This is a genomic window from Nocardia sp. NPDC050718 (assembly GCF_040654235.1).
Taxonomy (GTDB): Bacteria; Actinomycetota; Actinomycetes; order Mycobacteriales; family Mycobacteriaceae; genus Nocardia.
Genome location: NZ_JBFAHQ010000014.1, coordinates 1 through 26,692, shown reverse-complemented (window position 1 = coordinate 26,692; position 26,692 = coordinate 1). Strand labels below are relative to the sequence as shown.

Annotated in this window: 25 protein-coding genes; 12 read left to right on the top strand and 13 right to left on the bottom strand. The window is 70.1% G+C overall.

Going from position 1 to position 26,692, the window contains the following annotated elements:
- Positions 1-5 precede the first annotated feature (5 nt).
- The 6 genes from AB0H54_RS33185 to AB0H54_RS33160 all read left to right on the top strand — a co-directional run bounded on the left by AB0H54_RS33185 (position 6) and on the right by AB0H54_RS33160 (position 7,088).
- Complete coding sequence (locus AB0H54_RS33185) at positions 6-1,319, top strand: nicotinate phosphoribosyltransferase (protein ID WP_357350946.1); 1,314 nt, start codon at positions 6-8, stop codon at positions 1,317-1,319.
- A 192-nt stretch (positions 1,320-1,511) separates the two neighbouring features.
- On the top strand, positions 1,512-2,078 hold the full coding sequence (locus tag AB0H54_RS33180; RefSeq protein ID WP_357350944.1) for an isochorismatase family protein: 567 nt from the start codon (positions 1,512-1,514) through the stop codon (positions 2,076-2,078).
- Between the two features lie 86 nt (positions 2,079-2,164).
- Complete coding sequence (locus AB0H54_RS33175) at positions 2,165-2,701, top strand: hypothetical protein (protein WP_357350942.1); 537 nt, start codon at positions 2,165-2,167, stop codon at positions 2,699-2,701.
- Between the two features lie 56 nt (positions 2,702-2,757).
- The gene (locus tag AB0H54_RS33170) at positions 2,758-4,803 is read left to right on the top strand and encodes an ATP-dependent DNA helicase (RefSeq protein ID WP_357350940.1); all 2,046 of its coding nucleotides are present in this window, start codon (positions 2,758-2,760) and stop codon (positions 4,801-4,803) included.
- A 167-nt stretch (positions 4,804-4,970) separates the two neighbouring features.
- Positions 4,971-5,600, top strand: a complete 630-nt coding sequence (locus AB0H54_RS33165) for a methyltransferase domain-containing protein (RefSeq protein ID WP_355284209.1) — start codon at positions 4,971-4,973, stop codon at positions 5,598-5,600.
- Positions 5,601-5,750: 150 nt separating this feature from the next.
- Positions 5,751-7,088, top strand: a complete 1,338-nt coding sequence (locus tag AB0H54_RS33160) for a glycosyltransferase 87 family protein (protein WP_357350938.1) — start codon at positions 5,751-5,753, stop codon at positions 7,086-7,088.
- 3 nt (positions 7,089-7,091) lie between these two features.
- On the opposite strand, the gene AB0H54_RS33155 is transcribed toward AB0H54_RS33160, so the two are convergent.
- The 6 genes from AB0H54_RS33155 to AB0H54_RS33130 form a co-directional block, all read right to left on the bottom strand.
- Entirely contained in the window at positions 7,092-7,904 is an 813-nt protein-coding gene (locus AB0H54_RS33155) for a hypothetical protein (protein WP_357350936.1), read from the bottom strand.
- Positions 7,905-8,114: 210 nt separating this feature from the next.
- The gene (locus AB0H54_RS33150) at positions 8,115-8,672 is read right to left on the bottom strand and encodes a DoxX family protein (RefSeq protein ID WP_357350934.1); all 558 of its coding nucleotides are present in this window, start codon (positions 8,670-8,672) and stop codon (positions 8,115-8,117) included.
- Positions 8,673-8,850: 178 nt separating this feature from the next.
- Positions 8,851-9,264 (bottom strand): hypothetical protein, encoded by a 414-nt coding sequence (locus AB0H54_RS33145; protein WP_357350932.1) that lies wholly within the window; start codon positions 9,262-9,264, stop codon positions 8,851-8,853.
- Between the two features lie 64 nt (positions 9,265-9,328).
- Positions 9,329-10,690, bottom strand: coding sequence for an NCS2 family permease (locus AB0H54_RS33140; protein WP_355284224.1), 1,362 nt, complete (start codon positions 10,688-10,690; stop codon positions 9,329-9,331).
- A 97-nt stretch (positions 10,691-10,787) separates the two neighbouring features.
- Positions 10,788-13,358, bottom strand: a complete 2,571-nt coding sequence (gene glgP / locus AB0H54_RS33135) for an alpha-glucan family phosphorylase (RefSeq protein WP_357350929.1) — start codon at positions 13,356-13,358, stop codon at positions 10,788-10,790.
- A 141-nt stretch (positions 13,359-13,499) separates the two neighbouring features.
- A complete protein-coding gene (locus tag AB0H54_RS33130) occupies positions 13,500-13,946 on the bottom strand; it encodes a VOC family protein (protein ID WP_357350927.1) in 447 nt (148 codons plus the stop codon).
- 79 nt (positions 13,947-14,025) lie between these two features.
- Between AB0H54_RS33130 and AB0H54_RS33125 the strand changes: the two genes are divergently transcribed.
- From AB0H54_RS33125 to glgB, 4 genes are all read left to right on the top strand, one after another.
- Positions 14,026-14,616 (top strand): TetR/AcrR family transcriptional regulator, encoded by a 591-nt coding sequence (locus tag AB0H54_RS33125; protein ID WP_357350925.1) that lies wholly within the window; start codon positions 14,026-14,028, stop codon positions 14,614-14,616.
- 51 nt (positions 14,617-14,667) lie between these two features.
- Positions 14,668-15,312 (top strand): LysE family translocator, encoded by a 645-nt coding sequence (locus AB0H54_RS33120; RefSeq protein ID WP_355284235.1) that lies wholly within the window; start codon positions 14,668-14,670, stop codon positions 15,310-15,312.
- Between the two features lie 82 nt (positions 15,313-15,394).
- Complete coding sequence (locus tag AB0H54_RS33115; protein WP_357350923.1) at positions 15,395-17,398, top strand: alpha-1,4-glucan--maltose-1-phosphate maltosyltransferase; 2,004 nt, start codon at positions 15,395-15,397, stop codon at positions 17,396-17,398.
- On the top strand, positions 17,395-19,551 hold the full coding sequence (gene glgB, locus AB0H54_RS33110) for a 1,4-alpha-glucan branching protein GlgB (RefSeq protein ID WP_357350921.1): 2,157 nt from the start codon (positions 17,395-17,397) through the stop codon (positions 19,549-19,551). The genes AB0H54_RS33115 and glgB overlap by 4 nt, the downstream gene beginning before the upstream one ends.
- Here glgB and AB0H54_RS33105 read toward each other — a convergent pair.
- From AB0H54_RS33105 to AB0H54_RS33085, 5 genes are all read right to left on the bottom strand, one after another.
- Positions 19,548-19,940 carry a nitroreductase/quinone reductase family protein gene (locus AB0H54_RS33105; RefSeq protein WP_355284243.1) on the bottom strand — a complete coding sequence of 131 codons (393 nt, stop codon included), beginning with the start codon at positions 19,938-19,940 and terminating at the stop codon, positions 19,548-19,550. The genes glgB and AB0H54_RS33105 overlap by 4 nt on opposite strands.
- A 26-nt stretch (positions 19,941-19,966) precedes the next feature.
- Positions 19,967-21,052 (bottom strand): class I SAM-dependent methyltransferase, encoded by a 1,086-nt coding sequence (locus AB0H54_RS33100; RefSeq protein WP_357350918.1) that lies wholly within the window; start codon positions 21,050-21,052, stop codon positions 19,967-19,969.
- Between the two features lie 103 nt (positions 21,053-21,155).
- Complete coding sequence (locus tag AB0H54_RS33095; RefSeq protein ID WP_357351015.1) at positions 21,156-22,019, bottom strand: tetratricopeptide repeat protein; 864 nt, start codon at positions 22,017-22,019, stop codon at positions 21,156-21,158.
- Positions 22,020-22,080: 61 nt separating this feature from the next.
- On the bottom strand, positions 22,081-22,458 hold the full coding sequence (locus AB0H54_RS33090; protein ID WP_357350916.1) for a DUF3817 domain-containing protein: 378 nt from the start codon (positions 22,456-22,458) through the stop codon (positions 22,081-22,083).
- A gap of 95 nt (positions 22,459-22,553) precedes the next feature.
- Positions 22,554-23,738 carry an acetyl-CoA C-acetyltransferase gene (locus AB0H54_RS33085; protein ID WP_357350914.1) on the bottom strand — a complete coding sequence of 395 codons (1,185 nt, stop codon included), beginning with the start codon at positions 23,736-23,738 and terminating at the stop codon, positions 22,554-22,556.
- A gap of 133 nt (positions 23,739-23,871) precedes the next feature.
- Here AB0H54_RS33085 and mce point away from each other — a divergent pair, with 133 nt between their 5' ends.
- Complete coding sequence (mce, locus tag AB0H54_RS33080; RefSeq protein ID WP_355284254.1) at positions 23,872-24,333, top strand: methylmalonyl-CoA epimerase; 462 nt, start codon at positions 23,872-23,874, stop codon at positions 24,331-24,333.
- An 86-nt stretch (positions 24,334-24,419) separates the two neighbouring features.
- A complete protein-coding gene (locus AB0H54_RS33075; RefSeq protein ID WP_355284256.1) occupies positions 24,420-25,427 on the top strand; it encodes a hypothetical protein in 1,008 nt (335 codons plus the stop codon).
- Positions 25,428-25,526: 99 nt separating this feature from the next.
- Here the strand turns inward: AB0H54_RS33075 and AB0H54_RS33070 are convergent, their stop codons facing one another.
- Complete coding sequence (locus AB0H54_RS33070; protein ID WP_357350911.1) at positions 25,527-25,817, bottom strand: ATP/GTP-binding protein; 291 nt, start codon at positions 25,815-25,817, stop codon at positions 25,527-25,529.
- A 10-nt stretch (positions 25,818-25,827) separates the two neighbouring features.
- A complete protein-coding gene (gene nucS, locus AB0H54_RS33065; protein WP_357350909.1) occupies positions 25,828-26,571 on the bottom strand; it encodes an endonuclease NucS in 744 nt (247 codons plus the stop codon).
- Positions 26,572-26,692: the final 121 nt, after the last annotated feature.

Here is a 26,692-nt window from a genome sequence, read left to right as displayed (position 1 = left end):
CCGGTGTGCAGATCCGTGACGAGTTCGCCAGCACCGCGCTGCTGACCGATCAGTACGAGCTGACCATGCTCGCCGCCGCCCTGGCCGACGGCTCGGCGCATCGGCAGTGCACCTTCGAGGTGTTCGCCAGGCGCTTGCCGCACGGTCGCCGCTACGGCGTGGTGGCCGGTACCGGGCGGCTGCTCGACGCGCTGACCCACTTCCGCTTCGGTCCCGCCGAACTCGAGGTGGTCGCCGGGTTCCTCGACCCGGCCACCGTCGACTGGTTGCGGGAATATCGCTTCACCGGCGATATCGACGGCTACGCCGAGGGTGAGCTGTACTTCCCCGGCTCGCCGATCCTGTCCGTGCGCGGCAGTTTCGCCGAATGTGTGCTGCTGGAGACGCTGGCCCTGTCGATCCTCAATCACGACAGCGCGATCGCCTCGGCGGCCGCGCGCATGGTGAGCGCGGCGGCGGGCAGGCGGATGATCGAGATGGGCTCGCGGCGCACCCACGAACTGGCCGCGCCGTCGAGTTCGCGCGCCGCCTACCTGGCCGGTTTCGACGCCACCTCCAACCTGGAAGCCGTGCGCGGCTTCGGCGTGCCGGGCGCCGGCACCAGCGCGCACGCGTTCACTCTGCTGCACAGCGGCGCCGACGGCGAGCACGAAGCGGCCGCGTTCCGCAGCCAGATCGACGCGCTCGGCGTCGGCACCACCCTGCTCGTCGACACCTTCGACATCACCAGGGGCGTGGCGACGGCGATCGAGGTGGCCGGTCCCGAGCTCGGCGGCGTGCGGATCGACTCCGGCGACCTCGGCGTGCTGGCCAGGCAGGTGCGCGACCAGCTCGACGGGCTCGGCGCCACCGGCACCCGCATCGTGGTCTCCGGCGATCTCGACGAGTACGCGATCGCGGCCCTGCGCGCCGAACCGGTCGACGTCTACGGCGTCGGCACCTCGCTGGTCACCGGCTCCGGCGCGCCGACCGCGGGCATGGTCTACAAGCTGGTCGAGGTCGACGGCATCCCGGTGGCCAAGCGCAGCAGTCACAAGCAGTCGCGCGGTGGCACCAAGAAGGCGGTGCGGCTGGCCCGCGCGACGGGCACGATCGTCGAGGAGATCGTCTACCCCGCCGACGGAGAAGCACCGGCCACCAACGGTTTCCAGGCCAGGGAGCTGCTGGTGCCGCTGGTCCGCAAGGGCGCCGTTGTCGAAGGTGTCGCGACGCTGGCGCAGAGCCGGGAGCTGGTCGCGCGCGGGCTGGTCAGCCTGCCGTGGGAGGGGCTCAAGCTGTCGGCGGGCGAGCCTGCGGTGCCGACGACCTTTCTGGGCTGAGCCCACACGCCGGCGCACCCACGACGGCGCGACCGCAGCCGGGGACGGCGGCGGAGGCCGGGGACGGCGGCGGCCAGGAGCGGCGCGGCCGAGTGGCCGCACCGGCATAGGCAGCGGAGAATGATGTCGTCGAGGCCCGGCGTGACGCGACCGGTCGCGCGAGTTCGGACCGGCGGAGAAGTGGAGGACGGCATGGCACGCGGTCTGGTGATCGTGGATGTGCAGAACGACTTCTGCGAGGGCGGCTCGCTCGCCGTCGCGGGTGGTGCCGCCGTGGCGGCGGCGATCAGCGAGTTCGTCGCGGGCGCCGACTACGACGCGGTGGTCGCGACCAGGGACTATCACGTCGATCCCGGTCCACATTTCTCCACCGAACCCGACTACGTCGACACCTGGCCGCCGCACTGCCGGGTCGGCACGCCCGGCGCGGACTTCCATCCCGCCCTGGATACCGGCTCGATCGAGGAGATCTTCTCCAAGGGCGAGTACTCGGCCGCCTACTCCGGCTTCGAAGGCGCGGCCGCCGACGGCACCACCCTGGCCGACTGGCTGCGCGCGCGCTCGATCGACACCGTCGACGTCGTCGGCATCGCCACCGACCACTGCGTGCGCGCCACCGCCCTCGACGCCCGCGCCGCCGGGTTCGGCACCCGCATCCTGCTCGACCTCACCGCGGGCGTCGCCCCGGCGACGGTCGCCACCGCGCTCACCACGCTGCGCGAAGCAGGCGTCGAGTTGTCGGGCGAAATCCCCGCCTGACCCGGTCCTCGGCGCAATCGGCTCCCGGCGCGGGCGGCCGCGTGACCGCTCGCGGCGAGCGGGTGGGACACGGCTAGCCTGCCCCCATGGACTACCGATTCCCGGCGCAGGCGCGCGCCCGACTGACGACGGCGCTGGCCGAGATCGACTCCATCCACGACGCCGCCGACATCGTCTTCTGGTCCAACCTGGTCACCGACGACCTCCAGCGTCGCGGCATCGGCGCCTTCGCCGAACTCCCGCCCGCCTTCGCCCACCTGCTGGCCCTGTCGAGCCTGCACACCAGCGTCCTGGACACCGGCTTCAGCGGCTACCTGCGCACCCGGCGCGGCGAACTCCCCTGGGCCACTCGTGGTTTGCGCGCCGCGGGCATGCCGCGCCTGGCCGCCGCCGCGATCCTGGCCGCCCGCGACGCCTCCCCCAGCTCCCCCGACGACGCCCTCGACCGCTTCTTCGACGACGAACACCAGACCCTGGCCAACCCCGGCCAGATCCGCCGCCCCGACGGCGCCCGCGCCGACGACCCCGACGAGATCTACGACATCAACGAGCCCGCCGACTTCGAACAGCGCGTCCTCGACTACATCCGCGCCAACCTCGACGACTTCGTCCGCGAGTCCTGACCGGGGCTCGCCGTCGGCCGATCGGACTTGTCCGAGGGGGCGGATAAGCTGCCAGCGTGCCCGAACTTCCTCCCGTCGCCGACCTGCTCGCCACCGCCGTGCATGCCCTGGGAGGCAAGGAACGCACCGGCCAGACCACCATGGCGACGGCGGTCGACCACGCGATCGACACCAAGGAGCACCTGGCGGTGCAGGCGGGCACCGGCACCGGTAAATCGCTGGCCTATCTGGTGCCGAGCCTGCGGCACGCGGTGCGGACCGGGCGCACCGTGGTGGTCTCCACCGCGACGATCGCCCTGCAACGTCAGCTCGTCGACCGCGATCTGCCGCGCCTGGCCGACGCGCTGAGCAAGCCGTTGGGCCGGGTACCGCAGTTCGCGATCCTCAAGGGCCGCAACAACTATCTGTGCCTGAACAAGATCAACAGCGTGATCCCCGAGGACACCGGCGGCGAGGCGGAACTGTTCGACGCCTTCGCCATCTCCAAGCTGGGCCGCGAGGTGCAGCGGCTCAACGAGTGGGCCTCGGACACCGAGACCGGCGACCGCGACGAGATCGCCCCCGGCGTGAGCGACCGGGCCTGGCGTCAGGTCAGCGTGTCCTCGCGCGAATGCCTCGGCAAGACCCGCTGCCAGTTCGGCCAGGACTGTTTCGCCGAGAAGGCGCGCGCCGAATCGGCCCAGGCCGACGTCGTGGTGACCAACCACGCGCTGCTGGCCATCGACGCGATCAGCGGCATCCAGGTGCTGCCCGAACACGATGTCGTGGTGATCGACGAGGCGCACGAACTGGTCGACCGGGTCACCGGCGTCGCCACCGCCGAACTCGCCGCGACCGCGATCAGCGCCGCGGCCCGGCGCTGCACCAAGCTCATCGACGAACGCGAGGTCGACCGGCTCGAGGGCGCTGCCGAGGCGTTCCACGAAGCGCTCGAGGACATGCCGCCCGGCCGCTGGGACCAGCTGCCCGACGGCATCGCCCCGGTCCTCGCGCTGGTCCGCGACGCCGCCTGGAACGCGCGCACCGCCCTCGCCCCGACGGGCAGCGTGAAGGCCACCGACGATCCCGACAACGCCGCCGCCCGCACGATGGCCGTGGCCGCCATCGACGACGTGCACGACGCGGCGGTGCGCACCCTGACCGCGTTCGAGGAGGCCGATCCGGCCGCGCGGCGCGATGTCATCTGGCTCTCGGCCGACGAGATCCGCGGCGTCGCCCGCCGCACCCTGCGGATGGCGCCGCTGTCGGTGGGCGGCCTGCTGCGCAGCAGGCTGTTCGGCACCGCGACCGTCGTGCTCACCTCGGCCACCCTGCAGATCGGCGGCTCGTTCGACGGGCTCGCGATCACCTGGGGCCTGCCCTCGCAGTCCGGCGGCAAGGTCGACCCGGCGCTGGCCAACGGCGCCACCGCGCCCGCCGACGTGGAGTCGGTGCGCTGGAGTTCGCTCGATGTCGGTTCGCCGTTCGATCACGCGAAGTCCGGCATCCTCTACGTCGCCAAGCACCTGCCCGCGCCGGGCCGCGACGGCCTGGCCCCCGCCTACCTCGACGAGATCGAGCAGCTCATCACCTCCGCGGGCGGGCGCACGCTCGGCCTGTTCTCCTCGATGCGCGCCGCCAAGGCCGCCACCGAGGCACTGCGCGAGCGGCTCGACACCCCGGTGCTGTGCCAGGGCGACGACTCGATGGGCGCGCTGGTGCGCAAGTTCGCCGACGACCCGGCCACGTCGCTGTTCGGCACGCTCACCCTGTGGCAGGGCGTCGACGTGCCCGGCCCGTCGCTGAGTCTGGTGATCCTGGACCGCATTCCGTTCCCCCGCCCCGACGACCCACTGCTCACCGCCCGCCAGCGCGCGGTGGAATCGCGCGGCGGCAACGGCTTCATGACGGTGGCGGCCAATCACGCGGCGCTGCTGCTGGCCCAGGGCACCGGCAGGCTGTTGCGCAGCGTCGACGATCGCGGCGTCGTCGCGATCCTCGACTCGCGGCTGGCCACCGCCCGCTACGGCGGCTACCTGCGCGCTTCGCTGCCGCCGTACTGGGAGACCACCGACCCCGAGGTGGTCGCGAAGGCGCTGCGCAGGCTCACCGCGTCCGCGTGAGCTGAGGGACTTTTACACCCGGTCTTGCAATCGACATGACCACACCCGTGAATTCACCGCCGGGCGAACGCAACTCGTGAGAACGTTGGGTGATGAAGCACCACGCCGATGGCGAGGTACTCGGCGAATTTCTGGTCAGCGCAAGATCTTTGGCCGAGTACCGCGCGATGTTTCACCTGTCCGACGACGATCTCACCGGCCGCAGGGTGCTCGATTGCCCCGGTGGCGCAGCGAGTTTCGCGGCCGAGGCCACCGCCCTGGGGGCCACGGTCACCGCGATCGATCCGATCTATGCCCGTCCGACCACCGACCTGGCCGTCGACGCCGTCACCGAGAACGACCGCGCCGTGGCCTGGGCCGCCGCCAATGCCCACCGCTACCGCTGGGACTGGTACGGCTCCCCCGACGGCCATGCCGCCATCCGGCGCGGCGCGGCCCGGCGCTTCGCCGCCGATCTGCGCGCCGCGCCCGACCGCTACATCGCCGCGAGCCTGCCCGAACTCCCGTTCCCCGACAAATCCTTCGATCTGTCGCTGAGCTCACACCTGCTGTTCAGCTACGCCGACCGCCTCGACGCCGAATTCCACCTGTCCGCCCTGCTCGAACTGTCCCGCGTCACCGAGGGCGAGGCCCGGCTCTATCCCCTGCTCGACTACACCGGCGCACCACTGGACGACCTCATCGCCGGGCTGCGCACCGAACTCCACGACAAGGGCGTCCCCACCGCGCTGCGCAAGACCCGTTACGAATTCCATCACGGCGCCGACACCATGCTGGTCCTGCAACCGGCCGCGTGAGGCGGGCCTTGCCGAGTTCGGTTCGCCACCGGGCCGACCGGCTTCATAGGAATCGTCTACCAAAGGCGGGCCACACCGCGCCACTCCGACGGGCGGGCGGTAGGTTCTTAGTCGTGCATACGATGCGAGCCGGCCGGTAGTACGGCAGTGGTGGAGAAATCTCGACGCGCGGAGCTCCCGCGCACGGTCTCGACGCTCCTCCTGCTACTCGGTACCGCCGTCCTCGGCGTGACTCTGCTGTTCACCACCATGGATCCGTGGATGGACAGCGGCGGCATCCTCGTCGGCGGCCTCGACGTCCACATCTACCGCGACGGCGGCTGGCGGGTGCTGCACGATCGGGCGCTCTACATCGAGCCCACGCACTACGGACTCCTCTACACCTACACGCCGTTCTCGGCGCTGGCCTTCCTGCCGCTGGTGCTGGTGCCGTGGTCGGCCGTCACCACGACCTGGCTGGTCCTCAACCTCGCCGTGCTGTTCGCCTGCGTGCTGCAGAGCTGGCGGATGCTCGGCTACCGGGTGACGCCGCGCCTGGCCGTGGTCAGCGCGCTGATCATGCTGGCGTTCGTCTTCGCCGAGCCGGTGCGCACCACGCTCTACTACGGGCAGATCAATCTGTGGCTCATGCTGCTGGTGCTGTGGGACTTCTCCCGCGCCGAGCACAGCAGGCTGCGCGGTCTCGGCGTCGGCATCGCGGCGGGCATCAAGCTGACCCCGCTGTTCTTCGTTGCCCAGTATCTGGCGCAACGGCAATGGCGCGCCGCGGCCACCGCCGCGCTCACCTTCGCCGCGACGATCGGCCTGACCGCCCTGGTCCTGCCGAGTGATTCGTACCAGTACTGGACCTCGACGTTCTTCCAGTCCGGTCGCATCGCCCCCGATGTCCACCCCGCCAATCAGTCGCTGCGCGGCGCCGTCGCCCACCTCGTGCACGGGCCTGCCCCGGTCTGGTTGTGGCTGCTGATCGCCGTCCCGATCGCGCTGCTCGCCCTGTGGCTCGCTGCCGAGCTGGTGCGCCGCGACGAACCGCTGCTGTCGGTGACCCTCGGCGGGCTCACCGCCTGCGCGGTCTCGCCGTATTCGTGGGGGCACCACTGGGTCTGGTTCGTCCCGCTGACGGTCTATCTGATCCATCGCGCCCAGACCCGCGGCCGCTGGTGGGTCGCGGCGGGCGCGCTGTACCTCGCCATCGCGGCGTGGACCTACACCTACACCCCCACCTGGGTCAGTGTCGGCACCTTCCTGCTGCCGCCGTGGTGGCCGGGCGCGCAGGTGATGATGAACATCTACGTGGTCGTCTACCTGATCGTGCTGATCGGGGTGTTCCGCCTGGTCCGTTCGACGCCGCCGCGCCGGCGCCCCGAGCCGATCGAGCCGACCGTCATCGATCCCCCTGCCGCGCAAGAACTCTCCCGCGCGATCCGGCCGCCGCGCGTCGCCGGCGGGGCGCACCCCGACGACGACCGCCCGGCCATGGTCGACTGAGCGCTACCCGCAGGCCCAGTCGAAAACGCCCGACTCCAGGTCGAGCTGGGCGTTGCCGCCGCCGAAGTTCATCCCGGAGACCTCCTCGATCTCCAGGTAGAACGGGGTCAGGCCCTCCGGGAGCGCCTGGACGGGGAACGCGGTGCCGCCGAGGTGGGAGCGGCCGAACAGCGGCTCGGCCCAGGGGTTCCAGCCGGAGTCCTCGGTGAGCGGGTCCTGGTAGCGCGAGTTCGGGACGTATTCGACCGGCGGGATACCGACATTGGGGTCGGCGACGCGCTCGGCCAGCCAGACGCCGATGGTGGGGTGCACGTCGTCCCAGGCGTTGCAGCCCTCGTCGCTCGCGACCGGCGAGCCGGGCAGGCGCACGTCGGCGGGCGGCGCGACCGGGCCCGCGGCGAATTCCGCTTCGGTCAGCCAGACCAGCGCGAAGACGCCGCCGATCTCGTCGTGCAGGAGCTGCAGCTGCGAGTGCAGCCGGGTGGAGACCAGCTCGCGGGCGACCGGATCGTCGGCGGCCGCGTCGGCCACGATCGGGTCGGTCGCGTCGGCGAACTGCCCCTCGCCCTGGAAGAAGGCGATGGCCGGGTATTTCGGCCCGCGGCGCTGATAGTCGACGGGCAGTCGCAGGGTGAGCGCGTGCATCATCGGCAGCCCGGTGACCGGCCCGCGCGGCCAGCTCGCCGGATCGATCGCGGGCCCGTCGCTGCCGATCCACCCGGAGCGCACCGGCGTGTCGAGCGTCAGCGGCTCACCGCCGGGCGTCTCCGCCAGTTTGTCCGCCGAATCCCCGAAACCCAGGTCGTAAGCCTTCATCGCAGCTCTCCTCTTCGATGCGCGGACGGTGCGTGGCGCCGCTTCGACAAGCGCCGTCGCCGAGGGTAACCGCTACCGGCGACAGGCGCGGGCACTGCGTGGAACCACGGGCATACGGCCGATGACGAAACGTCGCACACCGGGAACGAAAGCGGCGGCGCGGCAACCGGATACCGGTCACCGCGCCGCCGCGGACGAACGCCGCTCAGCTCAGAGCGCGGCCTTCAGGATCAGCGTCAGCACCGCGGCGACCACGGCGACGGCCACGGCCGCGCCGCCCCAGACGACACCCTGGCGCGCCCACGGGCGGCCCGCGTCGAGCGAGAAGCGGCCCGGGCCGGTGAAGGCCAGGCCCGCGGCGGCGATGGCGTAGACCAGCGGCGTCGAGTAGCCGGTCACCGACGGGTCGGCCGGGAACAGGCCACCGGCCCAGAGCACATTGATCGCGTTGATCATCGTGCCGAGCACGATGGCGGCGGCCAGCGGTGTGAACAGACCAAATACCAGGAGCAGGCCGCCGACCAGCTCGCTGAGTCCGGCGAGCGTGCCGAAGAGTACGCCGGGGTTGTAGCCCATCGCCTCGAAGCTGTCGGTGGTGGTCTGCCACCCCATGCCGTTGAACCAGCCGAACAGTTTCTGCGCGCCGTAGGCGGCCATCAGGCCACCGAAGCCCACGCGCAGCACCAGCAGGCCGATGCCCGCGGCGGTGACCTCGTCGGTGGTGGAGGGGGAAGTAGCGGGAGTGGTGCGGGTAGCGGTGTCGGTCATCGTTTCCTCATCTGCGATTCGATACATGCCCGCAACCGGACCATGGTCCGATTGCCTCGTCCGGTCACAACCCCGGGTCCGGCGCGACTATTTCCCGCCGCCCCCAGCACTTCCGTGACCCTGCTCACACACAACAGAAAGGCCGCCCCGAAGGGCGGCCTCTGCGCGAAGACTCAGTTCACCACGCCATGGTCGCGTAGCTGACCAGGGTGCTCTCCGACTCCTGCGACAGCTTCCAGGTGCCGCCGATGTTCTTCCAGGTCACCGGGATCGGGTAGGCGTAGTCGCCGAGGCGGCTGTTCAGGGTCGCCGAGAGGGTGTCACCGTCGACGGTGACCGGGCCCGAGACGTCCCAGCTGTAGCCCGGGATCCGGTTGACGGTGTCGCGAACGACGATGAGGCTACCGGCGTTGCCCGACTCGAGCTCGGCGGCGGAGCCGTTCATGGCCGCCTGGAGCTTGCCCTGGAGCTCACCGGCCGACGGGGTCGCCGGGGCGGCGATCGCGGCGGGGGCGGTGGCGACGACAGCCGCGGTGACCGGCGCGAAGATGGTGGCAACCGCCATCGACGCGGCAACGAGCGAGCGCTTCATAGGTAACTCTCCTTCAAGCTTGGCTAGGCTAGCCTAAGTATAGGCACACCTATGGTGAGTTCACCTACTCGACGAGGAAGAAGAAGTACCCCAGGAACAACACCATCAAAACCCACATGGCCGGATGGACTTCCTTGACCCGGCCCCGGGCGACCATCACCACCGGGTAGAAGATCATGCCCATCGCCAGTCCGTTGGCGATCGAATAGGTCAGCGGCATCATGATCACGGTCAGGAACGCGGGCACGGAGTATTCGAGGTGCTGCCAGTCGATCTCGCCCAGCGAGCGCGCCATCAAGACGCCGACCACGATCAACGCGGGCGCGGTCACCTCGGCCGACCCGGCGATCACCGAGAAGATCGGGTAGCAGAACATCGCGATCACGAACCAGCCCGCCGTGGTGATCGCGGTGACACCGGTCCGGCCGCCCGCCGACACACCGGCGGTCGATTCCACATAGGCGGTGGTGGTGGAGGTACCGATGATCGCGCCCGCCGTCGTGCCGACCGAGTCGGCGGCCATCGCGCTGCGCGCCCGTGCCAGCGTGCCGTCCTTGTTGAGCAGGCCCGCCTGGTTGGCGACACCGATCAGGGTGCCCGAGGCGTCGAAGAAGTCGACGAACAGCATGGTGAGCACCACCACGATCATCTGCCCGGTGAACGCGTCGGGCAGATGGATGATCGCCTGGCCGAAGGTCTGATCCAGGCCCTTGGGCAGCTCGGCGATCCCGTCCGGGATGCCGACCAGGCCGGTGACCATACCCAGGACCGTGGTCGCGACGATGCCGTAGAGCACCGCGCCGTGCCAGCCGATCACCAGGAAGACCACCGTCACGACCAGACCGAACAGGGCGAGCAGGGTGGTGCCCTTGGTGAAGTCGCCGAGCGTGACCAAGGTCGCGTCGCTGTTGACCACGATGCCCGCGTTCTTCAGCCCGAGGAACGCGACGAACAGACCGATGCCCGCGCCCACCGCGAACTTCATCTGCAGCGGAATGGCATTGAGGATTCGTTCCCGGATCTTGGTGATCGCCAGGATGAAGAAGATGATGCCCGACAGCAGGGTGCCCGACAGGGCGACCTGCCACGGAATGCCCATGCTCAGCACGACCGTGTAGGCGAAGAACGCGTTGAGGCCCATGCCGGGCGCGAGCGCGATCGGATACCGCGCCCAGATGCCCATGACCAGGGTGCCGAAGATCGCGGCCACCGCCGTCGCGGTGAACACGGCCTGCATCGGAATGCCCTTGTCGCCCAGGGCGCCCTCGTCACCGAGGATCGACGGATTCACCGCCAGCACATAGGACATCGCCAGGAACGTGATCGTGCCCGCCATCGCCTCGCGCCGGAAGGTGGACCCGCTCGACGTGACACCGAAGTATCCGTCGATGCGCCCTCGGGCGCGGGTAACGACATCGCTGGCCATGACACTCCAGTCCGAATTTCAAAGAAGAAGGATGCCCAGGAACGGTAGCGGAAAGTTCACTGAATCGAAGAACCCGGCATCCGTGTCACGACGCAGGTCACGCCCCCGCGACGGCCACCAGCCCCAGTTCGGCATCCGACGCGAGCAACGCGTTGTGGGGCAGCACACGCACGGTGTAGCCGACGGCGCCCGACAGCGGCACCGGCGACTGCACGGCATACAGCTCCACACCCTCGTCGGTCCCGGTGTGCGTCATCTCGATGGTGGTGGTGTCGGACAGGTCGTCGGCGGGCGAGACCCGGCCGAGCACCGCCTGCACCACCACATCAGACGGCGCGAGCCCGCCGAGTTCGACGCGCGCCTCCAGCGACAGCTTCGCCCCGATTACCGGGGTGTCGGGCAGGCCGGAGCTGTCGACCTGCGCCACCCAGACCGACGACCAGGCCGCGTCGACCCGCTTGCGGTACTCGGCGACCTGCGCCGCGCCGGCGAATCCGTCGGCGGCGGCCCGGCCGAACGCCGCGGCCGCCGGGCCGTAGTACTGCTCGGCATAATCGCGAACCATCCGCGAGGCCAGCACCTTCGGGCTGGTGGTCTGCAGGGTGTGGCGCACCATCTCGGTCCAGCGCACCGGCACGCCCGCGGCGTCGCGGTCGTAGAAACGCGGAGCGACCGTGCGCTCGACGAGCTCGTAGAGCGCGGCGGCCTCGAGATCGTCGCGGCGGTGCTCGTCGCGCACGCCGTCGGCGGTGGGAATCGCCCAGCCGTTCTCGCCGTCGAACATCTCGTCCCACCAGCCGTCCCGGATGGACAGGTTGAGGCCGCCGTTGAGCGCGGACTTCATGCCGGAGGTGCCGCACGCCTCGAGCGGGCGCAGCGGATTGTTCAGCCACACATCGCAACCCCAGTAGAGGTAGCGGGCCATCGACATGTCGTAGTCGGGCAGGAAGACGATGCGGTGCCGCACCGCCGGATCGTCGGCGAAGCGCACGACCTGCTGGATCAGCGCCTTGCCGCCGTCGTCGGCGGGATGACTCTTGCCCGCGACCACCAACTGCACCGGCCGCTCGGGATCGAGCAGCAGCGCGCGCAGCCGCTCGGGGTCGCGCAGCATCAGCGTCAGCCGCTTGTAGGTGGGCACGCGCCGGGCGAACCCGACGGTGAGCACCGAGGGGTCGAAGACCTCGTCGATCCAGCCCAGTTCCGCGTCGGCCGCGCCGCGCTGATGCCACGAGTCGCGCAGCCTGCGGCGCACCTCCTCGATCAGGACGCCGCGCAGGGTGTTGCGCGTCGACCACAGCTGTCCGAGATCGACATCGCTGAGCTTCTCCCAGCCGCGCGCCTCCTCGACCAGCTCCGGGCCGACGAGTTCGCGCGCCTTGTCGATCCACTCCCTGGCCGCCCAGGTCGGCGCGTGCACGCCGTTGGTGACCGAACCGATCGGCACCTCGGCCGCGTCGAAGCCCGGCCACAGCCCGGCGAACATGTCCCGGCTGACCTCGCCGTGCAGCTTCGAGACACCGTTGGCGCGCTGGGCCATGCGCAGACCCATGTGCGCCATGTTGAACACGGAGGGATCGGATTCCCGGCCGAACGCCAGGATCCGGTCGACGGACAGTCCCGGCAGCAGCGCGGACTCGGACTCACCGTGCGCGCCACCGAAATAGCGGCGCACCAGCGGCATCGGGAACCGGTCGATGCCCGCGGGCACCGGGGTGTGCGTGGTGAACACGGTGCCTGCCCGGACCGCGGCCAGCGCGGTGTCGAAGTCCAGTCCGCCCGCGATGAATTCCCGGATCCGCTCCACCCCGAGGAAGCCGGCGTGGCCCTCGTTCATATGGAACACATCGGGATCGGGCAGCCCGTTGGCGCGGGTGTAGGCCCGCACCGCGCGGACCCCACCGATCCCGGCCAGGATCTCCTGCTTGATCCGGTGATCCTGATCGCCGCCGTAGAGCCGGTCGGTGACCGCGCGCAACTCCGGATCGTTCTCGGCGATATCGGAATCGAGCAGCAGCAGCGGAATCCGGCCCACCTGGGCGATCCACACCCGCGCCCGCAGCACCCGGCCCTCCGGCATGCCGACATGGATCAGCACCGGCGAGCCGTCGCTGGTGAGCAGCCGCAACGGCAGACCCTGCGGGTCCAGCGCCGGGTAGTGCTCCATCTGCCAGCCGTCGGCCGACAGCGACTGCCGGAAATACCCGGAGCGGTACAGCAGCCCGACGCCGATCAGCGGCAGACCCAGATCGGAGGCGGCCTTGAGATGGTCACCGGCCAGGATGCCCAGCCCACCCGAGTAGTTCGGCAGCACCTCGGTGACACCGAACTCCATCGAGAAGTACGCGATCCCGGCGACATTCGTCCCGGTCTGCTGCTGGAACCAGCGCGGCCGCGCCAGATAGTCGCGCAGCCCCTCGGCGGCCGCGTCCACCCGGGCGACATACGCGGCATCGGCGGCGAGCGCGTCGAGCCGCTCGGCGGGCACCTCGCCCAGCATCCGGACCGGATCCTGGCCGACCGCGCGCCACAGCTCCGGGTCGAGGTCGGCGAACAGATCCTGCGTCGGGCCGTGCCACGACCACCGCAGGTTCGTCGACAACTCGCCCAGCGCGGTGAGCCGCTCCGGCAGATGGGCACGGACAGTGAACCGACGAAGTGCCTTCACCCGCCAGAGAGTACCCTGACCGACCCGCTGGGACGCACCCGAACAAGGCTGAACCCACTGATCACGCGAGGACATGGGTAACTCCCCGCCCACCTCCCAGCCCCGATCAGCCGAACGCGAGCCCGACTGCCAACAGCCGAGCTACCGGGAGTCCCGCCGAATACTCGGAGAGGCGGAAAAGGCGGCGAACTCCGGGGTTGGCGGTACCTCGGTGATGACGTCGACGAGGACGCCCGAGGGGTCGCTGACGATGAAGTGGCGCTGGCCGAAGTCCTCGGTGCGGAGGGCGAGTTCGGGGTGCAGGCCACCGGTTTCGACCAGGCGGTGCCATTCGGCGTCGACGTCGTCGACCTCGAAGTTCAGGACCAGGCCCTGGACCGGCTTGCCGTAGCCCTCGGGGATGGTGGGGTGGGTGGGATCGAGCAGGGCCAGTTCGTAGGCGGGCTCGGCGTCGCGGGCGGGGCGGCGGAGGCTGACGTACCAGTCGGCCTCGAAGGTGATCTCGAAGCCGAACCAGCGCGTGTAGAAGTCGCGGGACTCCGCGATCCGGGAGGTGGCCAGAACCGGGTAGAAGCTGCTCAGTGCCATGACTTTTCCTTTCACATACCGATGGTATGTGTCGTAGGCTAGTTCACATACCACCGGTAGGTCAATGGGAGGACGGCGGATGACAGCCACGGCGCGGGCACGACAGCGCGAGGAGACGCGGCGGGTGCTGGTAACACAGAGCAGGCGGCTGTTCGCCGCGAAAGGCTATGCCGCCGTTGGCCTGTCGGAGATCGTGTCGGCGTCGGGTGTCACCAAGGGCGCGCTCTACCACCACTTCGACAGCAAGGCCGAGCTGTTCCGCGCTGTGCTCACCGAGGTGCAGCAGGAGGTCGGCGAGCAGGTCGCCGCGGCCGCCGACGCCGAGCCCGATCCGTGGGCCCAGCTGACCACCGGATGCGCCGCGTTCCTCCGGGCCAGCGCCGATCCCCTGGTCCAGCGGATCATGCTGATCGACGGCCCCGCCGTGCTCGGCTGGCACGAATGGCGCGCCCTGGACGAGGCCAACTCGGCCCGGCACCTGCACGAGGCCCTGGCATCCCTGGTCGACGCGGGCATCCTGGCGCCCCAGCCGATCGCTCCCCTCACCCAGCTGCTCTCCGGCGCGATGAACGAGGCCGCCCTCTGGCTCGCCACCACCGCCGACCCCGGCGCACTCCCCGACACCATCACCGCCCTGGACAAGCTCCTCGCGGGACTGCGCACCACCTGACCGCCACAAAACCGCTGGCAGCCACCGCCGACCCCATGTCACCATGCAGCGATGCCGCACTGGGTCGATGTCCTGCCCGAATTCCTGCTCGCCTCGCTGATCCTGGCCGCCCTGCCGGGCCCGGCGACCGCGCTGTTCCTGCAGCGCTCGGTGCGCGACGGCCGACGCGCGGGGCTGGCCGCGGTCGCGGGCAACGAGATCGGCGTACTGGGCTGGACGCTCGCCGGCGGCACCGGGCTGTCGATCCTGCTGGCCGCGAACCGGTGGCTGAACACGGCGATGCACGTCGTCGGCGCGGCGGTGCTGATCTGGCTCGGTGTCCAGGCGTGGCGCCACGCCCGCGGCGCCGACGACGATTTCGGCGCCGCCCTGACGGCGAAACTCCCCGGCGGCAACACCCCCGCCGCCGCCTTCCGCGCGTCCCTGCTCTCGATCGCCGCCAACCCCAAGGCCGCGGTCTTCGGCATCACGATCCTGCCGCAGTTCCTGCCGACCGAAGGACCGGTGCTGCCCACCCTGCTGATCCTGGCCACCATCCAGGTGATCCTGGACGGCGCCTGGTGCGTCGCGGTCGTCCTGGCCGCCGATCGGGCGGGGGCCTGGCTGCGCCGCGCCGCCATCCGCCAACGCGTGGAACGGACCCTGGCCGCGATCTTGGTCGCCCTCGGCCTAGGCCTGGCCGCGGACGCTCGCTGAGCGCAGGCGGCCCGCGTTCTCGGCTGGTCCGCGGGTTGCGGCGCTCAGCGCCCGGTCGGCGGAAATGCAGTAGGTTTGTGCGGTGACCGGCCGGATTGCCATAGATGACATCGCCCCGTCCATCCCCGGCGGCCGCCCGGCCAAGGCCGCCGTCGGCGAGGTGTTTCCCGTCCGCGCCGTGGTGTGGCGCGAGGGGCACGACGCCGTGGCGGCGACGCTGGCGGTGCGCGCGCCCGGCTCGTCGCGGATCACCCGCCTGCGGATGACCCCCGATTACGAGCCCGACGTGTTCAACGGCCTGTTCACCCCGCACACCCCCGGCGTGTGGACCTTCCGGGTCGAGGGCTGGAGCGATCCGATCGCGACCTGGCGCTCGGCCGTGGAGGCCAAGCTCGCGGTCGGCCAGACCGCCCTCGACCTGGCCAACGATCTCGAGATCGGCGCCACCCTGTTCGAGCGGGCCGCCCAGGCAGTGCCCAAGAAGCAGTTCGAGCGGTTGCGCGCCGCCGCCACCGCCCTGCGCGGCGACGAGCAACTGCCGGCCAGGGTCGCCCCGGCGTTCAGCGAGGAGGTCGCCGAGATCCTGCGCGCGACCCCGCTGCGCGAGATGGTCACCCGCGGCGCCCAGCATTCGGTGCTGGTCGAACGCAGGCGCGCGCTGGTCGGGTCCTGGTACGAGTTCTTCCCGCGCTCGACCGGTGGCCGCGACGCCGACGGCCATCCGGTGCACGGCACCTTCGCGACCGCAGCGCGCGAACTCCCCCGCATCGCGGGCATGGGCTTCGACGTCGTCTACCTGCCGCCGATCCACCCGGTCGGCGAGATCAACCGCAAGGGCCGCAACAACGCGCTCACCACCGAGCCGGGTGACGTCGGATCACCGTGGGCGATCGGCTCGGCCGACGGCGGCCACGACGCCACCAACCCACTGCTCGGCACCGAGGCCGATTTCGTCGACTTCGTCGCCACCGCAACAGGTCTCGGCCTCGAGGTCGCGATCGACCTGGCCCTGCAATGCGCCCCCGACCACCCGTGGGTCCAGGCGCATCCGGAGTGGTTCACCACCCTGCCCGACGGCACCATCGCCTTCGCGGAGAACCCGCCGAAGAAGTACCAGGACATCTATCCGGTCAACTTCGACAACGACCCCGACGGCCTCTACGCCGAGGTGCTGCGGGTGGTCCGGCACTGGATCGCCCTCGGCGTCACCATCTTCCGCGTGGACAACCCGCACACCAAGCCCGCCGACTTCTGGGAGTGGCTGATCGCGCAGGTGCGCCGCACCGACCCCGACGTGATCTTCCTGTCCGAGGCGTTCACCCGCCCGGCCCGGCTCTACGGTCTGGCACGGCGCGGATTCAGCCAGTCCTACACCTATTTCACCTGGCGCGTCTTCAAATGGGAGCTGGCCGAATTCGGCACCGAGCTCGCGGCCAAGGCCGACGAGGCCAGGCCGAACCTGTTCGTGAACACCCCCGACATCCTGCACGAGAGCCTGCAGCACGGCGGTCCCGGCATGTTCGCCCTGCGCGCGGTCCTCGCCGCGACCCTCGCGCCCACCTGGGGCGTGTACTCCGGCTACGAGCTGTTCGAGCACGAGGCCGTGCGCGCGGGCAGCGAGGAATACCTGGACTCGGAGAAGTACGAGCTGCGCCCGCGCGACTTCACCGGCGCGCTGGCCCGCGGCGAGTCCCTGGAACCGTGGCTGACCAGGCTCAACGAGATCCGGCGCGCCCATCCCGCGTTGCAGCAGCTGCGCTGCATCCATTTCCACGAGATCGACAACGACGCGCTGCTGGCCTACTCCAAGATCGATCCGGCCTCCGGCGACGCGGTGCTGGTGATCGTCAACCTCAACCCCTACGGCGCCGAGCAGGGCCACATCTCGCTCGACCTGCCCGCGATCGGCCGCGAATGGCACGACCACCCGGTGGTGTTCGACGAGGTCACCGGCGAGGAATACCACTGGGGCCAGCACAATTTCGTGCGCCTGGACCCGGCGCGGGCCCCCGCCCACATCCTCGCGCTGCCCGCCGTGCCCGCCGCCGCGCGCGCTCCCCTGGCCTACCGCCGGACGTTCCGATGAAACGCCGCGACCTGATGCTGCTGGCGGCGGGCACCCACCCCGACCCGCACACCGTCCTCGGCGCGCACCCGCAGCCGGACGGCACCGCGATCCGGGTGCTGCGCCCGCACGCCGAGTCGGTGACCGTGCTGGTCGGTGCCACCGAGCATCCGCTGAAGTCGCTGGGGCACGGCGTGTTCGCCGCCGTCCTGCCGTATCCGCAGGTCGACGACTACCGCGTGCGCACCGCCTACCCCGGCGGCCAGACGGTGATCACCGCCGACGGCTACCGCTTCCTGCCCACCGTCGGCGAGTTCGACCTGCACCTCATCGGCGAGGGCAGGCACACCCGGCTGTGGGAGGTGCTCGGCGCGCACCCACGGCACTACACCACCCTCGACGGCGATGTCGACGGCACCTCGTTCGCGGTGTGGGCGCCGAATGCGCGCGGCGTCACCGTCTTCGGCGATTTCGACCACTGGAGCGGCAACTCCGCGCCGATGCGCGCGCTCGGGTCGTCCGGGGTGTGGGAGGTGTTCGTGCCCGGTGTCGGGCCGGGCACGCGCTACAAGTACCGGGTGCACGGCGCCGACGGCCGCGTCGTCGATCACGCCGACCCGCTGGCCTTCGCGACCGAGGTCCCGCCCGCGACCGCCTCGGTGGTCAGCCGCGCCGACCACGTGTGGACCGACAGCGCGTGGCTGGACCGCCGGGCCGCGGCCGACGCCGTCCGCTCCCCCATGAGCGTCTACGAGGTGCACCTCGGCTCGTGGCGGCCCGGCCTCGGCTATCGGGCCCTGGCCGAACAGCTGGCCGAGTACGTGCGCGCGACCGGGTTCACCCACGTCGAACTGCTGCCGGTCGCCGAGCACCCGTTCGGCGGGTCCTGGGGCTACCAGGTCACCTCCTACTACGCCCCCACCTCCCGCTTCGGCGGCCCCGACGACTTCCGCTACTTCGTCGACCACCTGCACAACGCGGGCATCGGCGTGCTGCTCGACTGGGTGCCCGCGCACTTCCCGCGCGACGAATGGGCGCTGGCCCGCTTCGACGGCACCCCGCTCTACGAGCACCCCGACCCGCGCCGGGGCGAGCAACTCGACTGGGGCACCTACGTTTTCGACTTCGGCCGCAACGAGGTGCGCAACTTCCTGGTCGCCAACGCCGCGTTCTGGATCGAGGAGTTCCACATCGACGGCCTGCGCGTGGACGCGGTGGCCTCCATGCTCTACCTGGACTACTCGCGGCCCGACGGCGGCTGGGAGCCGAATGTCTACGGCGGCAGGGAGAACCTGGAAGCCGTCGACTTCCTGCAGGAGCTCAACGACACCGTGCATCGCGCGTATCCCGGCGTCGTCACCGTCGCCGAGGAGTCGACCACCTGGCCCGGCGTCACCCGCGGCACCGATGTCGGCGGCCTCGGCTTCACCATGAAGTGGAACATGGGCTGGATGCACGACACCCTCGGCTACCTGGGCCGCGACCCGATCCACCGGTCCTGGCACCACAACGAGATGACGTTCTCCCTGGTCTACGCGTGGAGCGAGAACTACGTGCTGCCGATCAGCCACGACGAGGTCGTGCACGGCAAGGGCACCCTGTGGACCAGGATGCCCGGCGACGACTTCGCCAAGGCGAGCGGTGTGCGCGCCCTGCTGGCCTACATGTGGGCACACCCCGGCAAGCAACTGCTGTTCATGGGCCAGGAGTTCGGCCAGTTCCGCGAGTGGGACAACGATCGCGGCCTGGACTGGCAGGAACTGGACAACCCACTGCACCAGGGCATCTCGACGATGGTCGGCGATCTCAACCGCACCTACACCGCGCACCCGGCGCTGTGGAGTCAGGACACCACACCCGGCGGGCACTCCTGGATCGAGGCCGACGACAGCGCCGCCAACGTCTTCGCGTTCCTGCGCTGGGGCGCCGACGGCAGCGCCGTCGCCTGCGTCTTCAACTTCTCCGGGTCGACCAGGGAGAACTACCGGATCGGCCTGCCGCACACCGGGATCTGGCGCGAAGTCCTCAACACCGACGCCCAGGAGTACGGCGGGTCCGGTGTCGGCAACCTCGGCGGGGTCGACGCCGAGGACACCCCCTGGCACGGCCGGCCCGCCTCGGCCACCGTCACCATGGCCGCCAACAGCGCGGTCTGGCTGGCCGCCGAACGCTAGTCGGTCAGCTCGATCCGAATTGTGAGCAGGTCGGTCCCGACTGTGCGGACGGCGGCGCTGTTGTAGCGCGGCAGCTCGCGCAGCCGGGCGTGCGGGTCGTCGTCGGGCACCAGGTGGGCGACGCCGTTGTGCCAATGCCCACGCAGCCGCACCCGGACCCGGTTGTCGGCCAGGATGTTGCGGACATACTGCGAGCGCTCGCCGAACTCGGAGACCAGCCAGAACTGGTCACCCACCCGGCGCCCGCCGATCGGTGTGGTCCGTGGCTGCCCGCTCACCCGGCCGGTGGTCTCGAGCAGCTGCTGGCCGGGCAGCCGCCGCGCGACCACATTGAGCGGCCGCTGGAACGTGGTCACGATCCGGTGCTGAATGTCGTTCTTGGAGCCCATGTTCCGACCGTAGCAGCGGCGGCGGCTCAGCCCTTGCTCGCGAGGTAGTAGGTATTGAGCGGATCACCGTCGACGTGGCTGGTGCCGACCTCGGTGAAACCGGCGTCGGCGAGCATCGCCAGCGCGCGCTGTTCGCCCCACACCGTGCCGAGCCCGTCGCCGCCCTGCCCCAGCGACACCGACATGCAGTGCATCGTCGACACCGCGTAGAGGAACGGGCCCAGCGGCAGGTCCAGGTTCTCCTCGAGCACGCTCGACGCGTGCACGTCGACCATCAGGAACACACCGTCGGAACGCAACGCCGTCGCGATATTGGCCAGCACCCGGGCCGGGTGCGCCTGATCGTGGATCGCGTCGAACACGGTGATCAGATCGCAGGACCCGGGCGCGTGCAGCGCCGCCACGTCCTGCTCGACGAATTCGACATTGGTCAGGCCCATCGCCGCCGCCTCGGCCCGTCCCGCCGCGATCGCGTCGGCGGAGAAGTCGTAGCCGCGGAACCGGCTGGCCGGGAAGGCCCGCGCCATCAGGTTCACCGCGTGCCCGCTGCCGCAGGCGATGTCGGCGACGTCGATCCCCATCAGCAGCCGATCGGTCAGCCCGGGCGCCATCGGCAGGATGACGTCGAGCAGCGCGGCGTCGAACACCTCGGCGCTCTCCTCGGCCATCAGCGCGTGGAAGCGGGCGTAGTCGTCGTAGGACAGGCCGCCACCGATCCGGAACCGCTCGACGATCTTGGGTTCCACCTCACCGAGCTGCCCGATGAACTGCATGACCCTGGCGAGATTGTCCGGTCCCGCGGCCCTGGTCAGGCTGGCCGCGTGCGCGGGCGGGAGCGTGTAGGTGGCCGTCGGCGGGTCGTAGCGCACGATGCCCGCGGTGGTGACGGCGCCGAGCCATTCGCGCACGTAGCGCTCGTCCAGCCCCGCGGCCGCGGCGAGTTCCGGGCTGGTCGCGGCCGGGTTGGCGGCCATCGTGTCGAACAGGCCGACCTGGTGGCCCATGCTGATCATCAGCGCGGTGCTCGCGTGGTCGAGCACCTCGACCATCTTTCCCGCGAAGGCTTCCACCTCGGCCTGATCTACCGCGCCCGAGTGGTCGAGTGAGGTCATGTCGTATCTCCTCGAGTCAGCTCGCGGCCCGGTGCCGCGGGTCTACCAGGAGATACGACGGGGCCGCACCGGCAGTTCAGCCGGGACGGCCCTGAGGACGAGGTCAGTACAGCGCGGTCGCGAGCTTGCGGCGGGCCGCGACGACGAAGGGCTCGGCCGGGTCGAACAGTTCGAACAGCTCGAGCAGCCGGGTGCGCGCCTTGGTGCGGTCGTCGCCCGCGGTGCGCTTGATGGCCGCGATGATGCGATCGAAGGCGGCCTCGGGGCGCTGCTCGAGCAGTTCCACGTCGGCGGCGTCGAGGGCGGCGTCCAGGTTCGCCGGATCGGCGTCGGCGGTGGCGACCACGGCCGGGTCGAGCTGCTGGGCCCTGGTCAGGAAGCGCAGCTGACGCAGCGCGGCCTTGGCCTCCTCGTTGCCGGGCTCCTCGACCAGGATCGCCTCGTAGGCCGCCTCGGCGCCGGCGATGTCACCCTCGGCGAGCGCGTCCTCGGCGGCGGTGAAGCGCGGGTCCTCGACCTCGGGTGCCGCGCCCGCGGCGTTCGGGTCACCCTCGAGCTTGCCCGCGGTCGCGTCCATCACCGCGTCGAGCCACTGGCGCACCTGCGCCTCGGGCTGGGCGCCCTCGAAATCGGCCAGCGGCTGCCCACCCGCGACCGCGATCACCGTGGGAATGCCCTGCACCCGCAGCGCCTGCACGATGTTCATGTTCGCTTCGGCCTCGATCGCGGCCAGGTCCCAGCCGCCGCGATCGTCGGCGTTGAGCCGCTCCAGCGTGCGGACCAGCTCGACGCTGCCCGGGCTGCGCTGCGAGTACAGCGCGACCACGACGGGCACCTGCATCGAGCGGCGGATGACCTTGGCTTCGAAATCCGCCTCGGTGACCGTATGGTTCCCCGGGGCCGCAGGCGCGCCGCCGGGAGCGGCGGGCGGCTGCTTCAGCGCGGACAGATCCACCGCGCCGGACATGGCGGCGGCGACGGCGGGCGAAGGACGACGGGCAGCGGGTCGAGTCACGCTTTCCAGTTTGTCACGAAGCCGTCGGCGCGGCTGCCGGGGAGCCCTTGGTCGCGCCCGCGCTCAGTTCGCCCAGCTGACCGGTGCGCACGGCCCAGATCTCGAAGGCCACGGTGAACAGCGGCGGAATGCTCGACGCCAGCGCCAGCACGGTGGTCTTCCAGCCCCAGTTCAGTTCGCGCGCGGCCAGCAGTGCGGTGATCACGAACAGGACGAAGATCGCGCCGTGCACCGGCCCGAAGATCTTCACGCCGATCTCGTTGCCCTCGGCGGGCAGGTACTTGAACGCCATGCCGGTCAGCAGACCGATCCACGACAGCGCCTCGAGCACCGCGAAGAACCGGAAACGACTGGCGGTGGACCGCAGATCGAAGAAACCCATACCAGCCATTGTGCAGCATGATCTACGACACTGAGTAGTTGGTCCGCTCACACAAACGGGCCCCCGCGCTCGGTAGCGCGAGGGCCCGTTCGTGTCGGAACGAATCAGGCGGGCACGCGGATGATGAGCGCGTCGCCCTGACCGCCGCCACCGCACAGGGCGGCCGCGCCGACGCCGCCACCGCGACGCTTCAGCTCCAGCGCCAGGTGCAGCAGGATGCGTGCACCCGACATGCCCAGCGGATGGCCGATGGAGATGGCGCCACCGTTGACGTTGACCTTCTCCGGATCGAAGCCCAACTTCTTGGTCGAGGACACGCCGACGGCCGCGAACGCCTCGTTGATCTCGATCAGATCCAGCTCGGCCGGGGTGATGCCCTCCTTCGCGCACGCGGCGAGGATGGCGTTGGCAGGCTGGTCCTGCAGGGTCGAGTCCGGACCGGCGACCTGACCGGCGGCGCCGATCTCGGCGATCCACTCCAGCCCCAGCTCCTGCGCCTTGGCCTTGCTCATCACGATCACCGCGGCGGCGCCGTCGGAGATCTGCGAGGCGGTGCCCGCGGTCACGGTGCCGTCCTTGCGGAAGGCCGGACGCAGCTTGCCCAGCGACTCGACGGTGGTGTCGGCGCGGATGCCCTCGTCCTCGCTGACGTAGACCGGGTCGCCCTTGCGCTGCGGCACGGCGACCGGCACGACCTCATCGGTGAACAGGCCGTTCTTCCACGCGGCGGCGGCGCGCTGGTGCGAGGCCGCGGCAACCGCGTCCTGCTCCTCGCGGCTGACCTTGTCCAGGTCGTTGCGCTCCTCGGTCAGCAGACCCATCGCCTGATCGGTGATCACGTCGTGCAGGCCGTCGTAGGCCATGTGGTCGACCAGGGTGGTGTCGCCGTACTTGTGGCCCTCACGGCTCTTGGGCAGCAGGTGCGGGGTCTGGCTCATCGACTCCATGCCACCGGCCACGACGATCTCGTGCTCCCCGGCGCGGATCAGCTGATCGGCCAGCGCGATCGCGTTGATGCCCGACAGGCACACCTTGTTGATCAGCAGCGACGGCACATCCATCGGGATGCCCGCGGCGATCGCCGCCTGGCGGGCGGGCAGCTGCCCGGCACCGGCCTGCAGCACCTGACCGAGGATGACGTAGTCGACCTGCTCGGGCGCCACACCACCCTTCTCCAGCGCCGCCTTGATCGCCACACCGGCCAGATCCGAGGCCTTGAAGTCCTTCAGACCGCCCAGGAGCCTGCCGACCGGGGTACGCGCACCGGACACGATGACAGAAGTCGTCACGAAAGCCTCGCATTCATTGAGTCGAACCTCGCCGCGACGCACACGGCGGTCAGCCGCGCACGTCAAGGGTTGCACTCAACGGTAACCGGTATCGGAGCACACCCGGCACCCAGGTACGCGCTAGCTTCGAGGGGTGAGCAACGAGAACATCATCCCCGCCGACTACGTCATCGCCGTCGACCACGTGGGCATCGCCGTGCCCGACCTCGACGCGGCCGTCGCCTGGTACACCGACAATCTCGGCATGGTCGAGACCCACCGCGAGGTCAACGAGGCCCAGGGCGTCGTCGAGGCGATGCTGTCGTGCCCCGCCGCGGCCGACCGGGCGACCGCCCTGCAGTTGCTGGCCCCGCTGACCCCGGAGTCCACGATCGCCAAGTTCATCGACCGCAGCGGGCCGGGTCTGCAGCAGCTGGCCTACCGGGTCACCGACATCGAGGCGGTTTCGGCCTTCCTGCGCGACCGTGGCCTGCGTTTGCTGTACGAAGCGCCTCGTCACGGCACCGCCGATTCCCGCATCAATTTCATCCATCCGAAGGATGCTGGCGGTGTGCTGGTGGAGCTCGTCGAGCCGAACCCGAATGTTACGCACTAGTAGGCGGATACGGTCGGTAAATCTCGGCGAGATCACAATCACGGTCGAGTCTCCATAGGCTCGCTCGAGGCTGTATTTTGTGTGCCATGTCGTCACCTGAGTCCGATCGCAATCGCTTCGTTGCACTGCCCTTCACCGTTGTGCGCAAGGGTTATGCGCAAGACGAGGTGCGCAACTACTTCGACCGCTTCGACGCCGAGCTCCGCGTCACCGCCACCGACCGGGATGCTGCCGCCGCGCAGGCCCGGAATCTCGCCAGCCAGCTGGAAGACGCGCGGGACGAGATCGACGAGCTCCGCAAGGAGGTCGACCGGCTGTCCGTGCCGCCGACCACCGCCGAAGGAATGTCCGACCGTATCTCGCGCATGCTGCGCCTGGCCTCGGACGAAGCGTCCGAGGTCCGTGCGCTGGCGCAGGCCGAAGCCGCCGAGATGGTGTCGATCGCCGAGCAGCAGGCCACCGAGATGCGTGGCAAGTACGAGTCGCTGCTCGCGGAGACCAAGGAGAAGCGCGAGGCGCTCGAGATCGAGTTCGAGCAGACCCTCGCGAACGCGCGCACCGAGTCCGCCAAGATCATCGAGGCCGCGCAGGCCGATGTGGAACGTCTCGGCAAGGAGGCCGAGGCCAAGCGCAAGGCCACCCAGCAGGACTTCGAGGCCACCATGAACGATCGGCGCACCAAGCTGACTCGTGCCATGGAGGAGCTCGAGGCCACCAGCCGCGCCGAGGCCGCCCAGCGGATCAAGGACGCGACCGACGAGTCGAACCGTCTCATCAGCTCCGCCACCCAGACCTCCGAGCGCAAGATCGCGCACGCGAAGGAACTGGCCGAGGAGATGCGCGTGCTGCGCGGCCGGGTCCTGGCCCAGCTGCTCGGCATCCGTGGTCAGCTCGACTCGGTGCCCGCCATGCTCGCCGCGGTCAACCGCGAGAGCGAGCTGCTCGACGGCGCCCCCGAGCGCAAGTCGATCGGCAACAACGGCAACAACAAGTCCGTCTCGGGCTCCCGCCAGACCAAGGCCATCCCCGAGGTCGCCGACGCCGACGAGGACATCGTCGACGAGGACCGCGAGAGCGCCGACATCAGCAACTGACGTCGGACCAACGACGACATTGCTCCACCCTCATAACCGAAGAACCGAAGGCCGCCTCGAATGTTCGAGGCGGCCTTCGGTTTTCGTTGCTCTCGGGACTCAGGACCAGCGACGGGTGATGCCGCGGGTGCGCCTGCCGTTCCAGCAGCCCTGATGCCAGTGCCTGCGGTCGTCCTCGCCGCCGTTGGCGGCCCAGGCGACGATATGGGCGACCCCGGGCGCGATCTCGTGGTCGCAGCCCGGACACCGGTACGTCTTGACCGCCCTGGCACCGGGAACGGTGCGGACGATGTAGGTCTCCTCGCCCGGCCCGTCCTCGGTGCGCCCGTAGACGTCACCGATCGGCGCCGGCTCGCTACGTCGCCCTGAGCGTGGTTTACGTCGCGGCATGGCTCTCAGCCTAGAAGAGGCGGAAAACGTTGCTCTCCGTGCCACGCAGCTCGTCGTAATCGAGCGTGAGGCAGCGGATTCCCCGGTCCTCGGCCAACGTCCGCGCCTGCGGCTTGATCTGCTGCGCCGCGAACACGCCGGCGACCGGCGCCAGCAGCGGATCGCGATTGAGCAGTTCCAGGTACCGGGTGAGCTGTTCGACGCCGTCGATCTCGCCGCGCCGCTTGATCTCCACGGCCACCGTCGCGCCGTCGGCGTCGCGGCACAGCAGATCCACCGGGCCGATGGCGGTCATGTACTCGCGCCGGATGAGGGTGTACCCCTCACCGAGCTTCGTCACGTGTTCCGCCAGCAGCTCCTGCAGATGCGCTTCCACGCCGTCCTTGACCAGACCGGGGTCGACGCCGAGTTCGTGCGAGGAATCGTGCTCGATGTCCTCGATGGAGATGCGCAGTTCCTCGCCGGCCTTGTTGGTCACCACCCACAGCGCCTTGATGTTGTCCGGCACCGCCGTCTTGCCCTCCCGCAGCGGCGTCACGCCGTCGGGCAGCTCCGCGGGGACCAGGGTCGCGATATCGCGTTCCTCCAGCCAGCACGGCGGGCTCATCCAGTTCAGCGGCTTGTACGAGCCCCCATCGGAGTGCACGAGCACCGAGCCGTCGGCCTTGATCAGCAGCAACCGGCGAGCCATCGGAAGGTGGGCGGTCAGTCGGCCGACGTAGTCGACCTGGCAACGAGCAATGACGAGGCGCACCACAGCACTGTAGGTGACGGGTCCGGGAACGCAAAAAGGCCCTCCAGCAATGCTGGAGGGCCTTTCGCAATGATGTTCCGGCGGTGTCCTACTCTCCCACACCCTGTCGAGTGCAGTACCA